Source organism: Microbacterium phoenicis (assembly GCF_047302325.1).
In the GTDB taxonomy this organism is placed as follows: domain Bacteria; phylum Actinomycetota; class Actinomycetes; order Actinomycetales; family Microbacteriaceae; genus Microbacterium.
This window is the reverse complement of the sequence record NZ_CP154849.1, coordinates 2,588,188-2,606,052: the sequence shown is the minus strand read 5'-3', so window position 1 is coordinate 2,606,052 and position 17,865 is coordinate 2,588,188. Positions and strand designations below refer to the sequence as shown.

Below are 17,865 nucleotides of genomic sequence, written 5' to 3'. Positions count from 1 at the left end.
GATGCCGGATCGTGACAGCCTGGTGACATGTCGCCGAGCTCCACGTCCTCCCTCGACGGTGACGTCACCGACGCCGTCCGCACCCTGCTGTCCGATGCCGGTGTCGAGAAGGACGTCGACCTCGTCGCCCGCATCCTCATCACGGGAGTGGGACTCGGTGTCGACGACACGGACCGCCTCGACCTGAAGATCGCGTCGGCTGCGCTGTCGGAGATGCGCTCGGCGTTCGCGCTGTTCGCCCCGTACCGGTCGTCGCCGAAGGTCACCATCTTCGGGTCCGCACGCACCCAGCCGCACGACCCCCTGTACCTCGCGGCGGCCGACATCGCGCGTGCTCTCGCCGAACGCGGCTGGATGGTCGTGACGGGGGCGGGGCCCGGCATCATGCAGGCCGCCGCCGAGGGCGCGGGACCCGATCGGTCCCTGGGCGTCTCGATCCGGCTGCCCTTCGAGGAGAAGCCGAATGCCGTGATCGCCGAGGCGGACCGCGTCGTCGCAATGAAGTACTTCTTCACGCGAAAGCTGATGCTCGTCAAGGAATCCCGCGGGTTCGTGGCCGTCCCGGGCGGCTTCGGCACCCTCGACGAGCTGTTCGAACTCCTCACGCTGCAGCAGACCGGAAAGGCGGAGCCGACGCCGATCGTGCTCCTCGACGCCCCGGGCGGCACGTTCTGGCGGGGCCTGGAGCGGTTCGCGCGGGAGCAGCTGATCCCCTCCGGCGTCATCTCGCCCGACGATCTGGATCGCGTCCTCATCACGGATTCGGTCGCCGAGGCGGAGTCCGAGATCACCGGGTTCTGGCGGAACTACGACTCTCTGCGCTGGATCGGTTCGCGACTCGTCCTGCGCCTGTGCGCCGAGCCGACCGACGCCGAGGTCGCCGAGCTCTCGCGGCGCTTCTCGCACCTGCTGACGGGCGGTCGGATCGAGCGCACGGCACCCCTGCGACGCGAGCGCCAGGACGAGGACCGGCTCGACATGCCGAGGCTGCTCATGGACTTCGACCGTCATCGCGTCGGGGAGCTCCACCACCTCATCCGCGCCGTCAACGCGTTGGCCTCCGCGCCGCCGGCGACCCCGCCGAGCGAGCCGCACGCCGTGTCATGACGGGCAGGCCTCAGAGCTTCGCGTACCGAGCGCGGAGGAAGCTGAAGGCCGCGTAGACGACGAGCCCGAAGCCGATGAGGAACACGAGGAGCGGACCGAGCAGCTGCTCGAGGAGCGCCTCGATGGCGGCGTCGAACCCGCCCGCTGCGGCAGCCTCCTGCTTGACGGCCGCGACGATGAGCAGCACCCCGACGATCGCCACGGACAGGCCCTTGCCGAGGTAGCCGACGACCCCCGTCACGGTGACCGCCGTCCCCATGGCCCCGCGGGGGACGCGGACCTGCTTGTCGAAGGAGCGGCGCACTCCGATCGAGGCGAACACGAGCCCGCCGGCGGCGAGTCCGACCCCCGCCGCCGCGACCACGAAGACGCCGCCGGGGGTCTCGAGGAGCCAATGGGTCACCTCCTGCGCGCTGCGGTCGCCGTCGAGCCGAGCGCCGAGCGCGACCGTCACGGCGATCGCCGCCAGGGCGAGGTAGACGACGGCCTGCCCGGCCGCCGACGACCGGCGTCCCCAGGCCGCGGCATCCGTCCCCTTCGCGAGGAAAGCCCGCAGCATCTGGAAGAGGCCCAGCGCCCCGAGCAGCAGCGCGAGCAGCCACACGAGCGCGAGCCCGAGCGGTGCATCGAGGATCGCGCGGAACACGCCCGCCTGGTCCGATTCGCCGCGCCCGCCGAAGGAGATGACGATGACGATCACTCCGAAGAGCAGGTGCACGACACCGTTCGCGGCGTACCCGCCGCGGGCCATCCCGCGCGCGATGGGGGAGCGGCGCACGCTCCGCGCGGCGTCCTCCACGGCCTCGGTCATCCCTCGATCTTCTCAGGTCGGCATCCCTTCGATCGGGTAACGTTGACGGGATGCCGCGACGCGCCGGGAGACCGGGTGCGAGCGGCGCCGTGTTGAGCAACTGAAAAGGGAGGCACCTATGGACATCGACCTGGGGCTGCTGCGGACTGTCGAACGCGAACGGGAGATTCCGTTCGAGGAACTGATCCGGATCATCGAGCAGGCCATCCTGACGGCTTACGCGAAGCACACGTCTCCCGACGGTGAACTGCCCGAGGGCGCGCGCGCCCACCTCGACCGCAAAAGCGGACACGTCGCCGTGTACGTCCCGCTGCGCGATGAAGAGGGCGCCGTCATCGGTGAGGAGGAGTCCACCCCCGACGACTTCGGCCGCATCGCCGCGTTCGCCGCGAAGCAGGTCATCAGCCAGCGCCTCCGCGACATCGCCGACGACGCCGTGCTCGGCGAGTTCAAGGGCAAGGAAGGCGACATCGTCGCCGGCGTCGTCCAGCAGGGACCGAACCCCCGGATGGTGCACGTCGACCTCGGCACGATCGAGGCGATCCTGCCCCCCGAGGAGCAGGTTCCCGGCGAGGACTACGCGCACGGTTCGCGTCTGCGCGTCTACGTCACCTCGGTCTCGAAGGGTCTCAAGGGGCCGCAGATCACCGTGTCGCGCACTCACCCCGGTCTCGTCCGCAAGCTGTTCGCCCTCGAGGTCCCCGAGATCGCCTCGGGCGTCGTCGAGATCGTCTCGCTCGCCCGCGAAGCCGGTCACCGCACGAAGATCGCCGTCAAGGCGAACGACCCCGCGGTCAACGCGAAGGGCGCCTGCATCGGTGAACTCGGCCGCCGCGTGCGCGCCGTCACCGAGGAGCTCGGCGGAGAGAAGATCGACATCGTCGACTACGACGAGACGCTGCCGAAGTTCGTGGCGAACGCGCTGTCGCCCGCGAAGGTGACCTCGAGCTTCGTGCTCGACCAGGCCACGAAGGCGGTTCGGGCACTCGTTCCCGACTACCAGCTCTCGCTCGCGATCGGCAAGGAAGGTCAGAACGCCCGGCTCGCGGCGAAATTGACCGGCGCGAAGATCGACATCCAGCCCGACAGCATTCTCGACGAGTCCTGACGCGGTAGGATGGAAGCTGTTCGAACGTGTGTGGGATGCCGCACGCGTGCCCCCCGGTCCTCGTTGCTCCGCATCGTGGCCAGGGACGGCGCTCTCGTCATCGACGAGAAGGCCGTCCTCCCGGGTCGGGGCGCGTGGGTGCACGACACCGACCGTTGCGTGAGCACCGCTCTCCAGCGTCGCGCGTTCGGGCGAGCACTACGGGTATCCACTCCGCTGGACACAGCGGCGCTGGATGCGCGGACCACCAGAGAATCCCTCCAGCGAAACGGCTGAACGGCTATGGACACAAAGTGAACGGCTCGAAATGAGACCCGTCCGCGAATGACGGTCCGCCCTGTCCGGGGCGGGCCCCAGACAGGAGAATTGTGGCAAAACCACGCGTGCACGAGATCGCTTCCGAGCTCGGCGTCGACAGTAAAGTCGCCCTCGCGAAGCTGAAGGAGCTCGGCGAATTCGTCAAGAGCCCCTCATCCACCATCGAGCCCCCCGTGGCTCGCAAGCTCCGCGCCGCCCTCGAGGCGGAAGGCGTGAAGGCACCTGCTGCCGCGCCCGCGAAGCCCGCAGCCAAGGCACCGGCATCCGGGGCGACCCCCGGGCCCCGCCCGTCGGCACCCAAGCCCGCTCCGGCTCCTGAGCCGGCGGCCCCCGAGGCTCCCGCTCAGCCTGCAGCGGAGAAGCCCGCCGCAGCGGCGCCGTCGGCAGCATCCCAATCGGGCGCTCCGAAGCCCGGCGCTCCCGCACCTGCGGCGACGCCCGGCAAGCCCGGCGCCCAGCCGCCGCGTCCCGGCGGCGCGCCGCGCCCCGGCAACAACCCGTTCGCCAGCTCGCAGGGCATGGGGCAGCGTCCCGCCGGCCCCCGTCCGGGTAACAACCCGTTCGCGTCGGCTCAGGGCATGGGTCAGCGGCCCAACCCCGGCAACATCCCGCGTCCGCAGGCTCCGCGTCCCGGTGCCCCCCGCCCCGGCGCTCCGCGTCCCGGTGGCGCGGGTCGTCCCGGTGGCGGTCGTCCCGGCGCACCGTTCCAGCAGCGTCCCGGCGGCCCCGGTCGTCCCGGCGGCGCCGGTGGCTTCGGCGCCGCGCGTCCGGGTGCACCGGCCGGTGGTTTCGCCGGTCGTCCCGGTGGCGGCGGTGGCCGCGGTCGTGGCCCCGGCGGTGGTACCGCAGGTGCCTTCGGTAAGGGCGGCGGCAAGTCCAAGCAGCGCAAGTCGCGTCGGGCGAAGCGGCAGGAATTCGAGATGCGGTCGGCGCCGGTCGTCGGCGGCGTCAACGTCTCCAAGGGCAACGGCGAGATCATCCGCCTCCGTCGCGGTGCGTCGATCGCGGACTTCGCCGACAAGCTCGAGGCCCTGCGCGGTTACAACGTGCAGCCCGGCACCCTCGTGACGATCCTCTTCAACCTCGGCGAGATGGCCACGGCCACCGAGTCGCTGGATGAGGCGACGTTCGAGATCCTCGGTGAGGAGCTCGGCTACAAGATCCAGATGGTCTCTCCCGAGGACGAGGACAAAGAGCTCCTCGAGGGCTTCGGTCTCGACCTCGAGGCCGAGCTGGAGGCGGAGAGCGAGGACGACCTCGAGATCCGTCCTCCCGTGGTCACCGTCATGGGCCACGTCGACCACGGTAAGACGCGACTGCTCGACGCGATCCGTCAGACCAACGTCGTCGCCGGTGAGGCGGGTGGCATCACCCAGCACATCGGTGCCTACCAGGTGTGGACCGAGCACGAGGGTATCGAGCGCGCGATCACCTTCATCGACACCCCGGGTCACGAGGCGTTCACTGCCATGCGTGCCCGTGGTGCGCAGGTGACCGACCTCGCGATCCTCGTGGTCGCAGCCGATGACGGCATCATGCCGCAGACGGTCGAGGCACTGAACCACGCGCAGGCGGCGAACGTCCCGATCGTCGTGGCGGTCAACAAGGTCGACAAGCCCGACGCGAACCCCGCGAAGGTCCGTCAGCAGCTCACCGAGTACGGCCTGGTCGCCGAGGAGTACGGCGGCGACGTCATGTTCGTCGACGTGTCGGCTCGCCAGGGCACCAACATCCAGGAACTGCTGGATGCCGTCCTCCTCACCGCCGACGCGGGTCTGGACCTCACGGCCAACCCGAACAAGGCGGCCCGTGGTGTCGCGATCGAAGCCAAGCTCGACAAGGGCCGCGGCTCGGTCGCCACGGTGCTGATCCAGTCCGGAACGCTCCGCGTCGGTGACGCGATCGTCGCAGGCACGGCCTACGGCCGCGTCCGCGCCATGATCGACGAGAACGGCGACGCCGTGGACGAGGCCTACCCGTCGCGCCCCGTGCAGGTGCAGGGTCTGAACTCCGTGCCCCGCGCCGGTGACGTCTTCATCGTCACCGAAGAGGACCGCATGGCCCGCCAGATCGCTGAGAAGCGTGAAGCGGTCGAGCGCAACGCCCAGCTGGCCAAGGCCCGCAAGCGCATCTCGCTCGAGGACTTCACCCGCGCTCTCGAAGAGGGCAAGGTCGAGTCGCTCAACCTCATCATCAAGGGTGACGTCTCGGGTGCAGTGGAGGCCCTCGAGGAATCGCTCCTCAAGATCGAGGTCGACGACAGCGTGCAGTTGCGCATCATCCACCGCGGTGTGGGTGCCGTCACCGAGTCGGACATCAACCTGGCGACGATCGACAACGCGATCGTCATCGGCTTCAACGTCCGGCCCGACACCAAAGCCCGCGAGCGTGCCGCCCGCGAGGGTGTGGACGTCCGGTTCTACTCGGTCATCTACAACGCGATCGACGACGTCGAGCAGTCCCTCCAGGGCATGCTCAAGCCGGAGTTCGAAGAGGTCCAGTCGGGTGTCGCCGAGATCCGCGAGGTGTTCCGCTCCTCGAAGTTCGGCAACATCGCCGGTGTCATCGTCCGCTCGGGAACGATCACGCGAAACGCCAAGGCGCGGGTCATCCGCGACGGCGTCGTGCTCGCCGACGGCCTGGCCATCGAGTCGCTGCGCCGCTTCAAGGACGATGTCACCGAGGTCCGTACGGACTTCGAGGCCGGTATCGGTCTCGGCAAGTACAACGACATCCAGGTCGGCGACGAGATCGAGACGACCGAAATGGTGGAGAAGCCGCGCGGCTGATTCCAGCGTTGCTACGGACTCGGATGTCCGTCCTCGGCAAGAGCGGGGCCCCTACCCCGATTGCCTCGGACGGACATCCGAGTCCTCCGCAGTTTCCGGCCAGCCGATCGCGGGCCGGGGGAGAGGGAGAAGGACATGGCCGGAGAACGGCAGGCACGGCTGGCGGACCGCATCCGCGTGCTCATCGCGGAGCGCCTCGAGAAGGGGCTGCGCGACCCGCGGCTCGGATTCGTCACGATCACCGACGTGCGCGTGACGGGTGACCTGCAGCACGCGTCCGTCTTCTACACGGTCTACGGCGACGACGACGCGCGCACCGACTCGGCCGCTGCCCTCAAGGCAGCGACGGGGATGCTGCGCAGCGAAGTCGGGCGTCAGCTCGGCACGCGTCTGACCCCGACCCTCGAGTTCATCCTCGACGCGCTCCCCGAGAACGCGGGGCACATCGAGGAGCTCCTGCGCGAGGCGCGCGAGCGCGACGCGCAGGTCGCGGGGATCGCCGCGTCCGGCACTTATGCCGGCGACGAGGACCCGTACGTGAAGCCCCGCGAAGAGGGCGACGAGGACTGAGAGGTCCCCGCTCGTCGCGCTCTAGCGCGGCAGGTGAAGCATCCCGTCGACGGCCTCGACCAGGCCGTCGGTGATGAGTGAGTCGATGGCCCGGTCCCGCTGCTGCGGGTCGGGCCATTCGGCGATCACGGCGGCGGCGGGCGCGACGTGGCCGTCGGCATCCCGCAGCACCTTCATGACGGCGCCGCGCGCCTGCCGGTCGCTGCCCTCGTAGCGCGCCTGCTTTCTGCGGTCGTCGCCCGTGTCGGGGTATCCGGCGGCGCGCCAGGCGCACATCTCCGCCAGGGGGCACGCCTCGCATCGCGGCGCCCGTGCCGTGCAGACGACGGCGCCGAGCTCCATCGCGGCCGCGTTGACGACCGCGGCGTCCTCGTCGTCCGCGGGAAGGACCGCGGCCATCGCGGCGAGGTCGGCCTTCGCCGGAGACCCCGGCTGCGAGCGTCCCTCGACGGCGCGGGCGAGGACGCGTCGCGTGTTCGTGTCGACGACGGGATGCCGGTCGCCGAACGCGAACACCGCCACCGCCCGGGCGGTGTAGTCGCCGATCCCCGTGAGCGCGAGCAGGGCGTCGACGTCGCGGGGGACGACCCCGTGGTGCCGGTCGCGGATCTCCGTCGCCGCGCGGTGCAGCCAGAGGGCGCGTCGCGGGTAGCCGAGGTTCGCCCAGAGGCGGACCGCGTCGGCCGGGGGAGCGGCGGCGAGGTCGGCCGGTGTCGGCCAGCGCGCGAGCCACTCCTCGAGGCGGGGGATGACGCGCGCGACGGGCGTCTGCTGGAGCATGAACTCGCTCACGAGCGTCCCCCACGCGCCGAAACCGTCGCGACGCCATGGCAGGTCCCGAGCATTCTCGCGGTACCACGCGATCAGCGGCGGGGCGAGGTCGGGCACCGCTCCAGCCTAGGTCGCCACGCGTGCCCTCCCTTCCCGGCGACATCATGTGCTCTCACCGAGAGCACACGGCACGGACGCGCACAGCGTGTGATGTCGACGAGAGAACATGATCCGGACAGAAGGCGGGAGCATGAGCGCGGACGCGCTCCAGCCTAGGCTGGAAGCCATGCACCAGAGTCAGGCGAGCGGCGGGATCCTCCTCGTCGACAAGCCCGGGAGCGTCACGAGTCACGACATCGTGGCCCGCGCCCGTCGAGCGCTGAACACCCGCAAGATCGGCCACGCCGGCACCCTCGACCCGATGGCCACGGGCCTGCTCGTTCTCGGGATCGGGCATTCCACGCGCCTGCTCACCTACGTCGTCGGGCTCGACAAGACCTACGAGGCGACGGTCCGCCTCGGCGTCACGACGGACTCCGACGACGCCGACGGCGTCGAGACCTCGCGGACGGATGCCGGTGGTGTCGCCGACGACGCGATCCACCGCGGCATCCGCTCACTGACGGGGCCCATGGCACAGGTGCCGAGCACCGTGTCGGCGATCAAGGTCGGCGGACGTCGCGCCTACGACCTGGCGCGCGCGGGGGAGCAGGTCGAGCTGAAGGCCCGCGACGTGGTGGTCAGTCGGTTCGAGGTGCGGGAGATCCGCCGCGGCGACGGCGTCATCGACGTCGACGTCGTCGTGGACTGCTCGAGCGGCACCTACATCCGGGCCCTCGCGCGGGACCTCGGCGCGGACCTCGGCGTCGGCGGCCACCTGACCGCCCTGCGCCGCACCCGCGTCGGACCCTTCGACGTCGCCGACGCCGTCTCGGAACTGACCCCCACGGCGCCGCTGAAGGATGCCGCCGAGGTCGCGGCATCCCTTCTCGGCGCGTTCCCCGTCACGGCCGACGAGGCGCGCGACCTGCGGCACGGCAAGCGGCTGCTGGGTGCGGCGGAGCGGCTCGAGGCGGAGACGCCCGCCGCCATCGCGCCGGACGGAGCCCTCGTCGGCATCGTCGGACGCCGCGGGGTCGACGTGAAGAGCCTCATGAACATGCCCGAGGAGCAGCAGCCGTGATCGCCTGGTTCACCGTCGCCGTCATCGCCGTCGCGTGCGCGGCCGGTCTCCTGTGCACCGTCCTGGGCCTGGCGGGTCGACGACCGAGCGACCTGACGGTCGGGACGCAGGCGCTCATCCTCGTGCTGCTCATCGTGCAGGTGGTGATCTCGGTCATCGCGCCCTTCGCCGGCAACCCGCCCTCGGGCGACCTGCTCGAGTTCTGGGTCTACCTCGTGTCTGCCGTGCTGATCCCGCCGGCCGCCGTGATCTGGGCTCTCATCGAGCGGAGCCGGTGGAGCACCGTCGTGATGGGCGTCGCGGCGTTCGCGATAGCGATCATGGTGTGGCGCATGAACGTGATCTGGACCATCCAGGTCGCCTGATCCGCTCGCCCGGGTGAGCGGCGAGCCGAGCTCGCGCCGGTCGTAGGATTGAGGTGCCATGCCTGAGACCGTGCCGACCTCGACCGCTTCGTCGGCCGCATCCACCCCGCCCCCTCGTCGGATGACCGGTGTCGGCCGCGTCCTCGTGGTGGTCTACGCGATCATGGCGCTCGGAGCCACGGGCCGCTCGTTCGTGCAGATCGTCCGCGAGTTCGACGACGCGCCGCTCGCGTACTCGCTGTCGGCACTCTCGGCCCTCGTCTACATCCTCGCGACCCTGGCCCTGATCTTCAGCGCGTCGGAGCGCTGGTACCGCGTCGCGTGGGCGGCGATCGTGTTCGAACTCGTCGGCGTGCTCGTCGTCGGCACCCTCTCACTGACGCACCCCGAGCTGTTCGACCACCCGACGGTGTGGTCCGGCTACGGCATCGGATACGTCCTGATCCCGCTCGTGCTGCCGTTCCTGGGGCTGTGGTGGCTCATCGCGCATCGCCGGCGTCGCCCGACGGCGGTGGCGGCATGATCGTCTTCCGCGACCCGGCCGAGATCCCCGACGGATTCGGTCCGAGCGTCGTCGCGATCGGCAAGTTCGACGGCGTCCACTCCGGCCACCGCGCCGTCATCGACCGCGCGCGTGTGACCGCGACGGATGCCGGTGCCCGCGTCGTCGCGGTCACGTTCGATCGCAACCCCCTGAGCCTTCTGCGGCCCGAGATCTGCCCCGAGTCGCTCGTGAGCGTCGAGCAGAAGATCGCCCTGCTCCGTGACGCCGGGGTCGATGCCGTCCTCGTGCTCCGTTTCGACGAGGCCCTCGCGGCCCTCGCCCCCGAGACGTTCGTCGAGCGGATCCTCGTGGACGCCCTGGGAGCGGTCCGGGTCATGGTCGGCGCGGATTTCCGCTTCGGTCGCGGGGGAGCCGGTACGCCGGATTTCCTCGTGGACTCCGGCCGATCCCACGGCTTCACCGTCGACATCGTCGGCGACGTCCAGGGCGGTGGCCGCCGCGTGTCGTCGACGTGGGTGCGCGAGCTGCTCGCCGCGGGCCAGGTCGAGGACGCCGCCCGGTTGCTGGGCCGCCCGCACGCCGTGCGGGCCGAGGTCGTCCACGGCCTCAAGCGCGGCCGGGAGCTCGGGTACCCGACGGCGAACCTCGCCACCGACGCCGAGGGGTTCATCCCCGCCGACGGCGTCTACGCCGGCTGGCTGGTCGATGAGGGGACGGATGCCGGTGGCTACGCACCCGCGACCCGATACCCCGCCGCGATCTCGATCGGCACGAACCCCACGTTCGACGACGTCCTCGTTCGGCAGGTCGAGGCCTACGTCCTCGACGAGACGGGTCTCGATCTCTACGGACACATCGTTCAGGTGCAGTTCGTCGCGCGCGTTCGCGGCATGGTGGCCTTCGAGGGCATCGACAAGCTGATCGCGCAGATGGATGCCGACGTCACCGACGTCCGCGCCGCGCTGCGATCCTGAGCGCGCCGCGCTGCCATCCTGAGCGCGCCGCGCTGCCATCCTGAGGCTGCACGTCCCGCGCGGAGCCCGCGGGCTCAGTACGAGGTGTCGTCGACGGCGCCGGTGGCCGCAGCCCCGGCATCCACTCGTCGTGCCTCGCCGAGGATGACGGCGCTGCCGCTCGTACCGAGACGGGTGGCGCCGGCCTCGAGCATGGCGAGGGCGTCGGCGTAGCTGCGGACGCCGCCCGAGGCCTTCACCTCGACGCCCGCACCGACCGTGCGACGCATGAGCTCGACGTGGGGGACCGTCGCGCCGCCTCCGGCGAATCCGGTGGAGGTCTTGACGAAGTGGGCGCCGCCGGCCTCGGTGAGGCGGCTGCCGCGCTCGATCTGCTCGTCGTCGAGGAGCGCCGTCTCGAGGATGACCTTGGTGACGCGGCCGTCTGCCGCCTCGACGACCGCCCGGATGTCGCTGACGACGACGTCGTCGAAGCCGGAACGGAGGGCGGCGATGTTGACGACCATGTCGACCTCCGCGGCGCCGTCGGTGATCGCCTGGCGGGTCTCGGCGACCTTGGCCGCCGTCGAGGTGGTCCCGTGCGGAAAGCCGATGACGGTGCCGACCGCGACGCCGGTGCCCGCGAGTCCCTCGACGGCGTGCGGGATGTCGCTGGGGCGCACGCACACGCTGAAGACGCCCCACTCGGCCGCGATGTCGAGCTCGGCGTCGACGTCTGCCCGGGTGAGCTCGGGCTTCAGGATCGCGTGGTCGATGGCGGCGGCGAGTTCGCGTTCGGTGGGCATGGTTCCCAGCGTACGCGCCCGCCCGCGAGGCGACGTTCGGGGCGCCGTGGACGCGCTAGACTGGGGGAGAAGGATCCGTCCGTCGCCGCAGCTCGCAGAAGCGAGTACCCGCAGCCGGCGGATCCGGGGAACACATCGCACCGTGACTGCACCGTCGCGGTCCCGTAGGACCGTCGTCATCGACGGCCATCGCCGGCACCCGCCGGTGTCACGCTCAGGAGGAGCATGCCGACCACGGCAGCCACCGCCCCCAAGACCGCCGCTCGGCGTCGTCGGGGATCATCGTCGCGTCGAGACGACGAGGCACCCCTCATCCCGATCCTCGCCCGCAAGGTGCGCGAGGTCGAGGCCAAGGCTCAGCGCGGGAAGCTGGGGCCGACCAACCGGGTGAAGTTCCAGGTCATCGCCTTCCTCGTCCGCGAGGAGCGCGCCCGCGTCAAGGCGGCGACCGACATCGCCGACGGCGCCCGCGCAGAGTTGCTCAAGCGCCTCGACGGCGTCGCGACGATCCTCGCCAAGACCGCCGCCCGCGACACGTCCCTCATCCAGCTGCTCGAGGTCGACCAGGCGACGTCGCCGGTCGCTCGTCGCATGCGGCGCGACTGGCTCATCGAGTCGGGCGCCGACCTGCCCGAGGACGAGCTGATCATCACCGACGCGAAGCCCGTGCAGGCACCCGTGGTCCCCGAGGGTGTCGCCGACCGCCAGGTCGTGCCGCCGCAGGTCGAGGCGCGCAAGGAGTCGAACCCGTTCCTGGCGCCCGACGTCGCGATGCGTGTCGCCGGTCCCACACCGCGCCGCCGCCTCGACGGGTGGGAGCTCATGGGCCCCCTCTACAAGGCGTTCGAGACGGGCGCCGGCGGCGGTGCCGCCTCGATGGACCTGCCCCCGGTTCCCGAGTTCGACCGGCTGTCGCCCAAGAACCTCGAGGTCATGCCGCACCAGTCCCGGTTCCTCGAAGCCGTCCGCGCGGGGCACCGCAGCTTCCTGCTCGCCGACGAGCCGGGTCTCGGCAAGACGGCGCAGTCGGTGCTCGCGGCATCCGTCGCCGACGCCTTCCCGCTCCTGGTCGTCGTCCCCAATGTCGTGAAGATGAACTGGGCGCGCGAGGTCGAGCGGTGGACGCCGCAGCGTCGCGCCACCGTCATCCAGGGCGACGGCGAGACGATGGACGCCTTCGCCGACGTGTTCATCGTCAACTACGAGATCCTCGATCGTCACCTCGCCTGGCTCAGCTCCATCGGGCTGAAGGGCATGGTCGTCGACGAGGCGCACTTCATCAAGAACCTGACCTCGCAGCGTTCCCGGAACGTGCTCGCGCTCGCTTCGCGGATTCGCGAGCAGGTGCGCGACCCGCTCCTGCTGGCGCTCACCGGTACGCCGCTCATCAACGACGTCGAGGACTTCGACGCCATCTGGCGCTTCCTCGGCTGGACCAACGGTGAGAAGCCGGGACCCGAGCTGATGGCGCGCCTCGACGAGACCGGCCTCACCCCCGCCGATAAGGCGTTCTACCCCGAGGCACGTTCCGCCGTGATCTCGATGGGCATCGTCCGCCGCAAGAAGAAGGACGTGGCCGCCGACCTGCCCGACAAGCTCGTCGCCGACCTCCCCGTCGAGCTCGACGACGAGTACGGCCGGTCGATCCGCGCCGCCGAGCGCGAGCTGGGCGAGCGCCTCGCCGCGAAGTACCGTCGCATCATCGAGGCACGCGGCGACCGCGTCCTGCGGGGCGAGGCGGACGAGGACATCGTGCGCCTGGTCGCCCACGGCGAACTCGAAGAGGCCAAGGCCGCCGGCAGCGGTTCCGAGAACGTCTTCACCATGGTCCGCCGCATCGGTCAGGCCAAGGCGCAGCTCGCCGCCGACTACGCCGTGCAGCTGCAGCGCTCGGTCGGCAAGGTCGTGTTCTTCGCCAAGCACATCGACGTGATGGATGCCGCCGAGGCGCACTTCGCGTCGGCGGGACTTCGCACCGTCTCGATCCGCGGCGATCAGACGACGCCCGTGCGCCAGCAGGCGATCGACGCCTTCAACGGCGATCCGGACGTCGCGATCGCGGTCTGCTCGCTGACCGCGGCCGGTGTCGGGCTGAACCTGCAGGCGGCGTCGAACGTCGTCCTCGCCGAGCTCAGCTGGACGGCCGCCGAGCAGACCCAGGCGATCGACCGCGTGCACCGCATCGGTCAGGACGAGCCGGTCACCGCATGGCGCATCATCGCCGCGCACACGATCGACACGAAGATCGCCGAGCTCATCGACAGCAAGCAGGGGCTCGCGCAGCGCGCGCTCGACGGCGAGGCCGTCGATCCGACCTCGAGCGACTCGGTGCAGCTTTCGGCGCTGATGCATCTGCTTCGGCAGGCCCTCGGCGCGGCCTGACGCCGCTCCGCTGGCAGGGGATGCCGCCGCGACGCTAGTGTCGTGGAGGCAGCGTCGCCCCCAGCATCAACCCGAATCACCTAAGGACCACCCATGAAGATCGGTATCCTCACGAGCGGCGGCGACTGTCCTGGACTGAACGCCGTCATCCGGGGCATCGTGCTGAAGGGCACGACCACCTACGACATCGAGTTCGTGGGCATCCGCGACGGGTGGCGCGGTGTGGTCGACGGGGACTTCTTCCCCCTGACCCGTCACGAGGTGAAGGGTCTGTCGAAGGTCGGCGGCACGATCCTCGGGACGAGCCGGACGAACCCCTACGAGGGACCTCGCGGCGGCGCCGAGAACATCTCCAAGACGATGTACGGCCACCGACTCGACGGCATCGTCGCGATCGGCGGCGAAGGCACGCTGGCGGCGGCCGACCGTCTGCACAAGGACGGCATCAACGTCCTGGGTGTGCCGAAGACGATCGACAACGACCTGCACGCCACCGACTACTCGTTCGGCTTCGACACGGCCGTCAACATCGCCACCGAGGCGATGGACCGGTTGCGCACGACGGGCGACTCGCACCAGCGCTGCATGGTCGCCGAGGTCATGGGACGTCACGTCGGCTGGATCGCCCTCCACTCGGGAATCGCCTCGGGCGCCCACGTCATCTGCATCCCCGAGGTGCCGATGTCGATCGACGACATCGCCGAGCAGGTCACGAAGGCCCACGACCGTGGCCGTGCACCGCTGGTCGTCGTCTCCGAGGGCTTCAAGCTCACGGGCATGGAGGAGGCGTTCAGCGACAAGGGCCTCGACGCTTTCAACCGGCCGCGCCTGGGCGGCATCGGCGAGATCCTCGCTCCCGAGATCGAACGCATCACCGGCATCGAGACCCGCTCGACGGTGCTCGGTCACATCCAGCGCGGCGGATCGCCCTCGGGCTTCGACCGCGTCCTCGCGACGCGTCTCGGCCTGCACGCCGCCGACGCCATCGTCGACGGCGCCTGGGGACAGATGGTCGCCATGCAGGGCACCGAGATCGTCCGCGTCCCCTTCGCGGAGGCCCTCGGGTCGCTGCACACGGTGCCCCTGCACCGCTATGAAGAAGCCGCCGCGCTGTTCGGCTGAGCCGGCCGCGTGACGACAGCGACTCCCTCAGCCCCGGCGTCCGTCGCTCCCGCCCTTCTCGCGGCGGTGTCCGTCGGTGTCCTCACCGCCGTCCAGGCCCGCATCAACGGGCAGCTCGGCGTGCGTCTCGAGCACGCGATGGCCGCGGCCGTCGTCTCCTTCGCGAGCGGACTGGTGCTGATCGCGCTCATCAGTACACTGACGCCCGCCGGGCGGCGCGGCGCCGTCACCCTGGCGCGCGGCATCCGGGAGCACACGATTCCCTGGTGGATGCTGGTGGGCGGCGCAGCCGGCGCATTCACGGTCGGGACGCAGAGCTTCGCCGTCGGGATCGTGGGGGTGTCGCTGTTCACCGTCGGGATCGTGGCCGGGCAGACCGTGGGCGGGCTCGTGTTCGACCGGATCGGCTTCGGCCCGGGAGGGGTCGTCGCCGTCACGGTGCCGCGGTTGATCGGGGGAGCGCTCGCGCTCGCCGCCGTGGCCGTCGTGCTGATCGCCGGTGACGGCCTGGCCGACGTTCCGGTCTGGATGGTGATCCTGCCCGTGTTCGTCGGCGTCGGACTCGCCTGGCAGCAGGCCACGAACGGCCGGCTGCGGGCCCGCGTCGGGACACCCCTGACGGCGACCCTCGTCAACTTCATCGTCGGCACCGTCATCCTCACGGTGCTCGCCGTCGTCGGCACGCTCATCAGCGGCCCACCCAAGACGCCCCCGGGGGAGCCGTGGCTCTACCTCGGAGGCGTCTTGGGTGTCACCTACATCGTGATGTCCGCCGCGATCGTGGCGCGGACGGGGGTGCTTTTGTTCGGCCTGGCGGCCGTCTCGGGTCAGCTCGTCGCCTCACTGGCCCTCGACGCCCTGTGGCCCGCGCCTGCCGGTCCTGGACTCCTCGTCGAAGCGATCACCGTCGTGATCGGCCTCGCGTCGGTGTCCGTCGCCGCCTTCTGGCGCGTGCGGCGCTGATCGCCGCGGTCGATCAGACCTCGTCACCCTTCGGGGTGAACGAGAGCGACAGCGAGTTCATGCAGTAACGGTCACCGGTCGGGGTGCCGAACCCGTCGGGGAACACGTGCCCCAGGTGCGATCCGCAGTTGGCGCAGCGCACCTCGGTGCGGACCATGCCGTGGCTGTTGTCCTCGATCAGTTCGACCGCCTCGGGGCGGACCGACTCGTAGAAGCTCGGCCACCCGCAGTGCGAGTCGAACTTCGTGCCGCTCTGGAACAGCTCCGACCCGCAGGCGGCACAGGTGTAGAACCCGGCACGATCCTCATCGAGGAGTTCGCCGGTCCACGCGCGCTCCGTTCCGGCCTGACGCAGGACAGCGTACTGCTCGGGCGTCAGCTCCTCGCGCCACTGCTCATCGGTCTTCTCCACGCGATAGCTCATGTGTTTCTTCCTTCCCTCGTCCTATTCAACCGGACGAACCGCCCGGATGTTCCGCGGTGTCGCCCGGTGACGGTCGTACGGTGGGGGAGTGCCCCTCTCCGACCGTGACCGCGACATCCTCGACTTCGAGGCGCGGTGGCACGGTCACTCGGGTGCGAAGGAGGAGGCGGTACGCGCCGAGCTGTCGCTGACGCCCGCACGGTACTACCAGCTCCTCGGTCGCATCCTCGAATCGGCGGATGCCGTCGCCCACGATCCGGTGCTCGTCCACCGGCTCCGGCGGCTCCAGGCGGCGCAGGAGCGCGAGCGGCGCAGCCGCGCCAGAATCCTCCCGGCCTCGGCCCGGTAGGATCCTCGGGTGCCGTCTCCGACCTCCCCGACCGAGCCAGAGCAGCCCGCCCCGACGGATCCTTCCGCTTCGCAGGGCCGGTCCGCCACCACGGATCGCTTCGACGACCTCCCCGCCGGTTCCGCACGCGTGGGCGCGCATCGCGCCGAGGCGCCGCGTCTGCGCGTGGGTGTGATCGTGCTGTGGTCCGTCGTCGCGACGGTGGCGATCGTGGCCGCAGGTGTGTTCGGCACCCTGTACGCCACCGGGCGGTTCGACCCCGCTCCGGTGCCGGCCTCCACCGGCACGGCATCTGTCGTCGCGCCCCGCGTCGACACCTCCTACCAGGTGCTCGTTCTGAACGCGACGGCGGAGAACGGGCTCGGCGCGAAGGTCCGCGACGACGTCATCGCTGCAGGATGGGATGCGGCGGATGTCGAGGCGAGCAACGCGAGCTCGAACGACTTCCCGACCACGACGGTCTACTACGGCACGGCGACCGACGAGGCCGCCGCCCGAGGGCTCGCGGACGCCATCGGCGGAGCGGACGTCTCCCTCGATGACACCTACCAGGTGGTGGCGCCGCCCGAGACGACGGATGCCGGCGGGACCAGCCGGCCGCAACTCGTGATCGTCGTGGGACTCGATTTCGGCTCGGAGTGAGCCCCGCGCGACGCGATGTGTTTCGCCGTCGTAAACACTTCGGTGCACGGGTGTCAACAAAGCCCGGAACCGCGGATTCCGGCCTGGGCGCGTGGCTAGCATTTCGATGTCCCACAGCTTCAGGAGATTCGCATGACCCAGGGAACCGTCAAGTGGTTCAACGCCGAGAAGGGCTTCGGCTTCATCACCCTCGGTGACGGACAGGACGTCTTCGTCCACTACTCCAACATCGACATGTCGGGCTTCCGCGTCCTCGAGGAGGGGCAGGCCGTCGAGTTCACCGTCGGCAGCGGCCAGAAGGGCCCGCAGGCCGAGTCCGTCCGCGTCGTCGCCTGACGAGTCTCAGCTCTCGTACCGGCGGAGGAACGCTCCGCCCACCTCGGCGGGGTTCAGCTCGGTCGCGGACCTGTTCTCGATGGCTTCCGTCTCGTCGCTGTCGGTGACGGAGACGAAGAGCGTGACGCCGTCCAGGGCTGCGGACACGGCGTCGACGTGCTGCCACCCGGCGAGTTCGTCGCGCCACTCGGCGGTGTCCCGCCGCAGGTAGGCGTCGTAGCCGGGTGACGCGAGGCCGCCCGCGGCCTCCGCCTCGGATCGTCTCGCGTCGTCGTGCTCGATGGTGGTGACGCTCGGCCCCGCGCTCATCGCGCCGTCGGCGGTCGTCAGCACGCCGGTGACTGCTGTGATGAAACGACCT

20 protein-coding genes are annotated in these 17,865 nt (G+C 70.4%); 15 read left to right on the top strand and 5 right to left on the bottom strand.

The annotated features are described in order from the left end of the window. Positions 1–27 precede the first annotated feature (27 nt). Positions 28–1,107 (top strand): TIGR00730 family Rossman fold protein, encoded by a 1,080-nt coding sequence (locus ABCU91_RS12735; RefSeq protein ID WP_413353969.1) that lies wholly within the window; start codon positions 28–30, stop codon positions 1,105–1,107. A gap of 10 nt (positions 1,108–1,117) precedes the next feature. On the opposite strand, the gene ABCU91_RS12730 is transcribed toward ABCU91_RS12735, so the two are convergent. Further along, positions 1,118–1,918 (bottom strand): DUF1206 domain-containing protein, encoded by an 801-nt coding sequence (locus tag ABCU91_RS12730; protein ID WP_413353968.1) that lies wholly within the window; start codon positions 1,916–1,918, stop codon positions 1,118–1,120. Positions 1,919–2,036: 118 nt separating this feature from the next. Here ABCU91_RS12730 and nusA point away from each other — a divergent pair, with 118 nt between their 5' ends. From nusA to rbfA, 4 genes are all read left to right on the top strand, one after another. Beyond that, positions 2,037–3,026, top strand: a complete 990-nt coding sequence (gene nusA, locus ABCU91_RS12725) for a transcription termination factor NusA (protein ID WP_406923727.1) — start codon at positions 2,037–2,039, stop codon at positions 3,024–3,026. 9 nt (positions 3,027–3,035) lie between these two features. Further along, positions 3,036–3,302, top strand: coding sequence for a YlxR family protein (locus ABCU91_RS12720; RefSeq protein ID WP_406923728.1), 267 nt, complete (start codon positions 3,036–3,038; stop codon positions 3,300–3,302). A 92-nt stretch (positions 3,303–3,394) separates the two neighbouring features. After that, positions 3,395–6,133 carry a translation initiation factor IF-2 gene (infB, locus tag ABCU91_RS12715; protein WP_413353967.1) on the top strand — a complete coding sequence of 913 codons (2,739 nt, stop codon included), beginning with the start codon at positions 3,395–3,397 and terminating at the stop codon, positions 6,131–6,133. A 135-nt stretch (positions 6,134–6,268) separates the two neighbouring features. Continuing rightward, positions 6,269–6,703, top strand: coding sequence for a 30S ribosome-binding factor RbfA (rbfA, locus tag ABCU91_RS12710; RefSeq protein WP_307461991.1), 435 nt, complete (start codon positions 6,269–6,271; stop codon positions 6,701–6,703). Between the two features lie 21 nt (positions 6,704–6,724). Here rbfA and ABCU91_RS12705 read toward each other — a convergent pair whose 3' ends face one another. Next, a complete protein-coding gene (locus ABCU91_RS12705; RefSeq protein WP_413353966.1) occupies positions 6,725–7,591 on the bottom strand; it encodes an A/G-specific adenine glycosylase in 867 nt (288 codons plus the stop codon). A gap of 169 nt (positions 7,592–7,760) precedes the next feature. Here ABCU91_RS12705 and truB point away from each other — a divergent pair, with 169 nt between their 5' ends. The 4 genes from truB to ABCU91_RS12685 are packed head-to-tail and all read left to right on the top strand — an operon-like array spanning position 7,761 to position 10,501. Beyond that, positions 7,761–8,657: a tRNA pseudouridine(55) synthase TruB gene (truB, locus tag ABCU91_RS12700; RefSeq protein WP_413353965.1), complete on the top strand. Its 897-nt coding sequence runs from the start codon at positions 7,761–7,763 to the stop codon at positions 8,655–8,657. Next, positions 8,654–9,022 (top strand): hypothetical protein, encoded by a 369-nt coding sequence (locus ABCU91_RS12695; RefSeq protein WP_413353964.1) that lies wholly within the window; start codon positions 8,654–8,656, stop codon positions 9,020–9,022. Before truB ends, ABCU91_RS12695 begins: the two co-directional genes overlap by 4 nt. Before the next feature lie 58 nt (positions 9,023–9,080). Then, the gene (locus ABCU91_RS12690; RefSeq protein WP_413353962.1) at positions 9,081–9,545 is read left to right on the top strand and encodes a hypothetical protein; all 465 of its coding nucleotides are present in this window, start codon (positions 9,081–9,083) and stop codon (positions 9,543–9,545) included. Then, complete coding sequence (locus ABCU91_RS12685) at positions 9,542–10,501, top strand: bifunctional riboflavin kinase/FAD synthetase (protein ID WP_413353961.1); 960 nt, start codon at positions 9,542–9,544, stop codon at positions 10,499–10,501. The genes ABCU91_RS12690 and ABCU91_RS12685 overlap by 4 nt, the downstream gene beginning before the upstream one ends. 74 nt (positions 10,502–10,575) lie before the next feature. Here ABCU91_RS12685 and deoC read toward each other — a convergent pair whose 3' ends face one another. Further along, positions 10,576–11,286 carry a deoxyribose-phosphate aldolase gene (gene deoC, locus ABCU91_RS12680; RefSeq protein ID WP_413353960.1) on the bottom strand — a complete coding sequence of 237 codons (711 nt, stop codon included), beginning with the start codon at positions 11,284–11,286 and terminating at the stop codon, positions 10,576–10,578. Between the two features lie 225 nt (positions 11,287–11,511). Here deoC and ABCU91_RS12675 point away from each other — a divergent pair, with 225 nt between their 5' ends. The 3 genes from ABCU91_RS12675 to ABCU91_RS12665 all read left to right on the top strand — a co-directional run bounded on the left by ABCU91_RS12675 (position 11,512) and on the right by ABCU91_RS12665 (position 15,753). Next, positions 11,512–13,668 (top strand): DEAD/DEAH box helicase, encoded by a 2,157-nt coding sequence (locus ABCU91_RS12675; RefSeq protein ID WP_413353959.1) that lies wholly within the window; start codon positions 11,512–11,514, stop codon positions 13,666–13,668. A 93-nt stretch (positions 13,669–13,761) separates the two neighbouring features. Next, complete coding sequence (locus ABCU91_RS12670) at positions 13,762–14,790, top strand: 6-phosphofructokinase (protein WP_065570015.1); 1,029 nt, start codon at positions 13,762–13,764, stop codon at positions 14,788–14,790. Positions 14,791–14,799: 9 nt separating this feature from the next. Next, positions 14,800–15,753 (top strand): DMT family transporter, encoded by a 954-nt coding sequence (locus ABCU91_RS12665; protein WP_413353958.1) that lies wholly within the window; start codon positions 14,800–14,802, stop codon positions 15,751–15,753. Between the two features lie 13 nt (positions 15,754–15,766). Here ABCU91_RS12665 and msrB read toward each other — a convergent pair whose 3' ends face one another. After that, positions 15,767–16,177 (bottom strand): peptide-methionine (R)-S-oxide reductase MsrB, encoded by a 411-nt coding sequence (msrB, locus tag ABCU91_RS12660; RefSeq protein ID WP_406923737.1) that lies wholly within the window; start codon positions 16,175–16,177, stop codon positions 15,767–15,769. 88 nt (positions 16,178–16,265) lie between these two features. On the opposite strand from msrB, the gene ABCU91_RS12655 reads away from it, so the two are divergent. The 3 genes from ABCU91_RS12655 to ABCU91_RS12645 all read left to right on the top strand — a co-directional run bounded on the left by ABCU91_RS12655 (position 16,266) and on the right by ABCU91_RS12645 (position 17,504). After that, the gene (locus tag ABCU91_RS12655) at positions 16,266–16,526 is read left to right on the top strand and encodes a DUF3263 domain-containing protein (RefSeq protein WP_413353957.1); all 261 of its coding nucleotides are present in this window, start codon (positions 16,266–16,268) and stop codon (positions 16,524–16,526) included. 9 nt (positions 16,527–16,535) lie between these two features. Then, positions 16,536–17,168 (top strand): LytR C-terminal domain-containing protein, encoded by a 633-nt coding sequence (locus ABCU91_RS12650; RefSeq protein WP_413353956.1) that lies wholly within the window; start codon positions 16,536–16,538, stop codon positions 17,166–17,168. A gap of 132 nt (positions 17,169–17,300) precedes the next feature. Further along, positions 17,301–17,504: a cold-shock protein gene (locus ABCU91_RS12645; protein ID WP_036311856.1), complete on the top strand. Its 204-nt coding sequence runs from the start codon at positions 17,301–17,303 to the stop codon at positions 17,502–17,504. Positions 17,505–17,510: 6 nt separating this feature from the next. Here the strand turns inward: ABCU91_RS12645 and ABCU91_RS12640 are convergent, their stop codons facing one another. Continuing rightward, positions 17,511–17,837, bottom strand: coding sequence for a hypothetical protein (locus ABCU91_RS12640; protein ID WP_413353955.1), 327 nt, complete (start codon positions 17,835–17,837; stop codon positions 17,511–17,513). Positions 17,838–17,865 lie beyond the last annotated feature (28 nt).

Coding starts and splice junctions, on each gene's coding strand:
- ABCU91_RS12685 (WP_413353961.1), top strand. CDS start 9,542: ATGATCGTCTTCCGCGACCCGGCCGAGATCCCCGACGGATTCGGTCCG.
- ABCU91_RS12720 (WP_406923728.1), top strand. CDS start 3,036: ATGGAAGCTGTTCGAACGTGTGTGGGATGCCGCACGCGTGCCCCCCGG.
- ABCU91_RS12670 (WP_065570015.1), top strand. CDS start 13,762: ATGAAGATCGGTATCCTCACGAGCGGCGGCGACTGTCCTGGACTGAAC.
- ABCU91_RS12645 (WP_036311856.1), top strand. CDS start 17,301: ATGACCCAGGGAACCGTCAAGTGGTTCAACGCCGAGAAGGGCTTCGGC.
- rbfA (WP_307461991.1), top strand. CDS start 6,269: ATGGCCGGAGAACGGCAGGCACGGCTGGCGGACCGCATCCGCGTGCTC.
- ABCU91_RS12730 (WP_413353968.1), bottom strand. CDS start 1,918: ATGACCGAGGCCGTGGAGGACGCCGCGCGGAGCGTGCGCCGCTCCCCC.
- msrB (WP_406923737.1), bottom strand. CDS start 16,177: ATGAGCTATCGCGTGGAGAAGACCGATGAGCAGTGGCGCGAGGAGCTG.
- deoC (WP_413353960.1), bottom strand. CDS start 11,286: ATGCCCACCGAACGCGAACTCGCCGCCGCCATCGACCACGCGATCCTG.
- ABCU91_RS12690 (WP_413353962.1), top strand. CDS start 9,081: ATGCCTGAGACCGTGCCGACCTCGACCGCTTCGTCGGCCGCATCCACC.
- ABCU91_RS12735 (WP_413353969.1), top strand. CDS start 28: ATGTCGCCGAGCTCCACGTCCTCCCTCGACGGTGACGTCACCGACGCC.
- nusA (WP_406923727.1), top strand. CDS start 2,037: ATGGACATCGACCTGGGGCTGCTGCGGACTGTCGAACGCGAACGGGAG.
- ABCU91_RS12675 (WP_413353959.1), top strand. CDS start 11,512: ATGCCGACCACGGCAGCCACCGCCCCCAAGACCGCCGCTCGGCGTCGT.
- truB (WP_413353965.1), top strand. CDS start 7,761: ATGCACCAGAGTCAGGCGAGCGGCGGGATCCTCCTCGTCGACAAGCCC.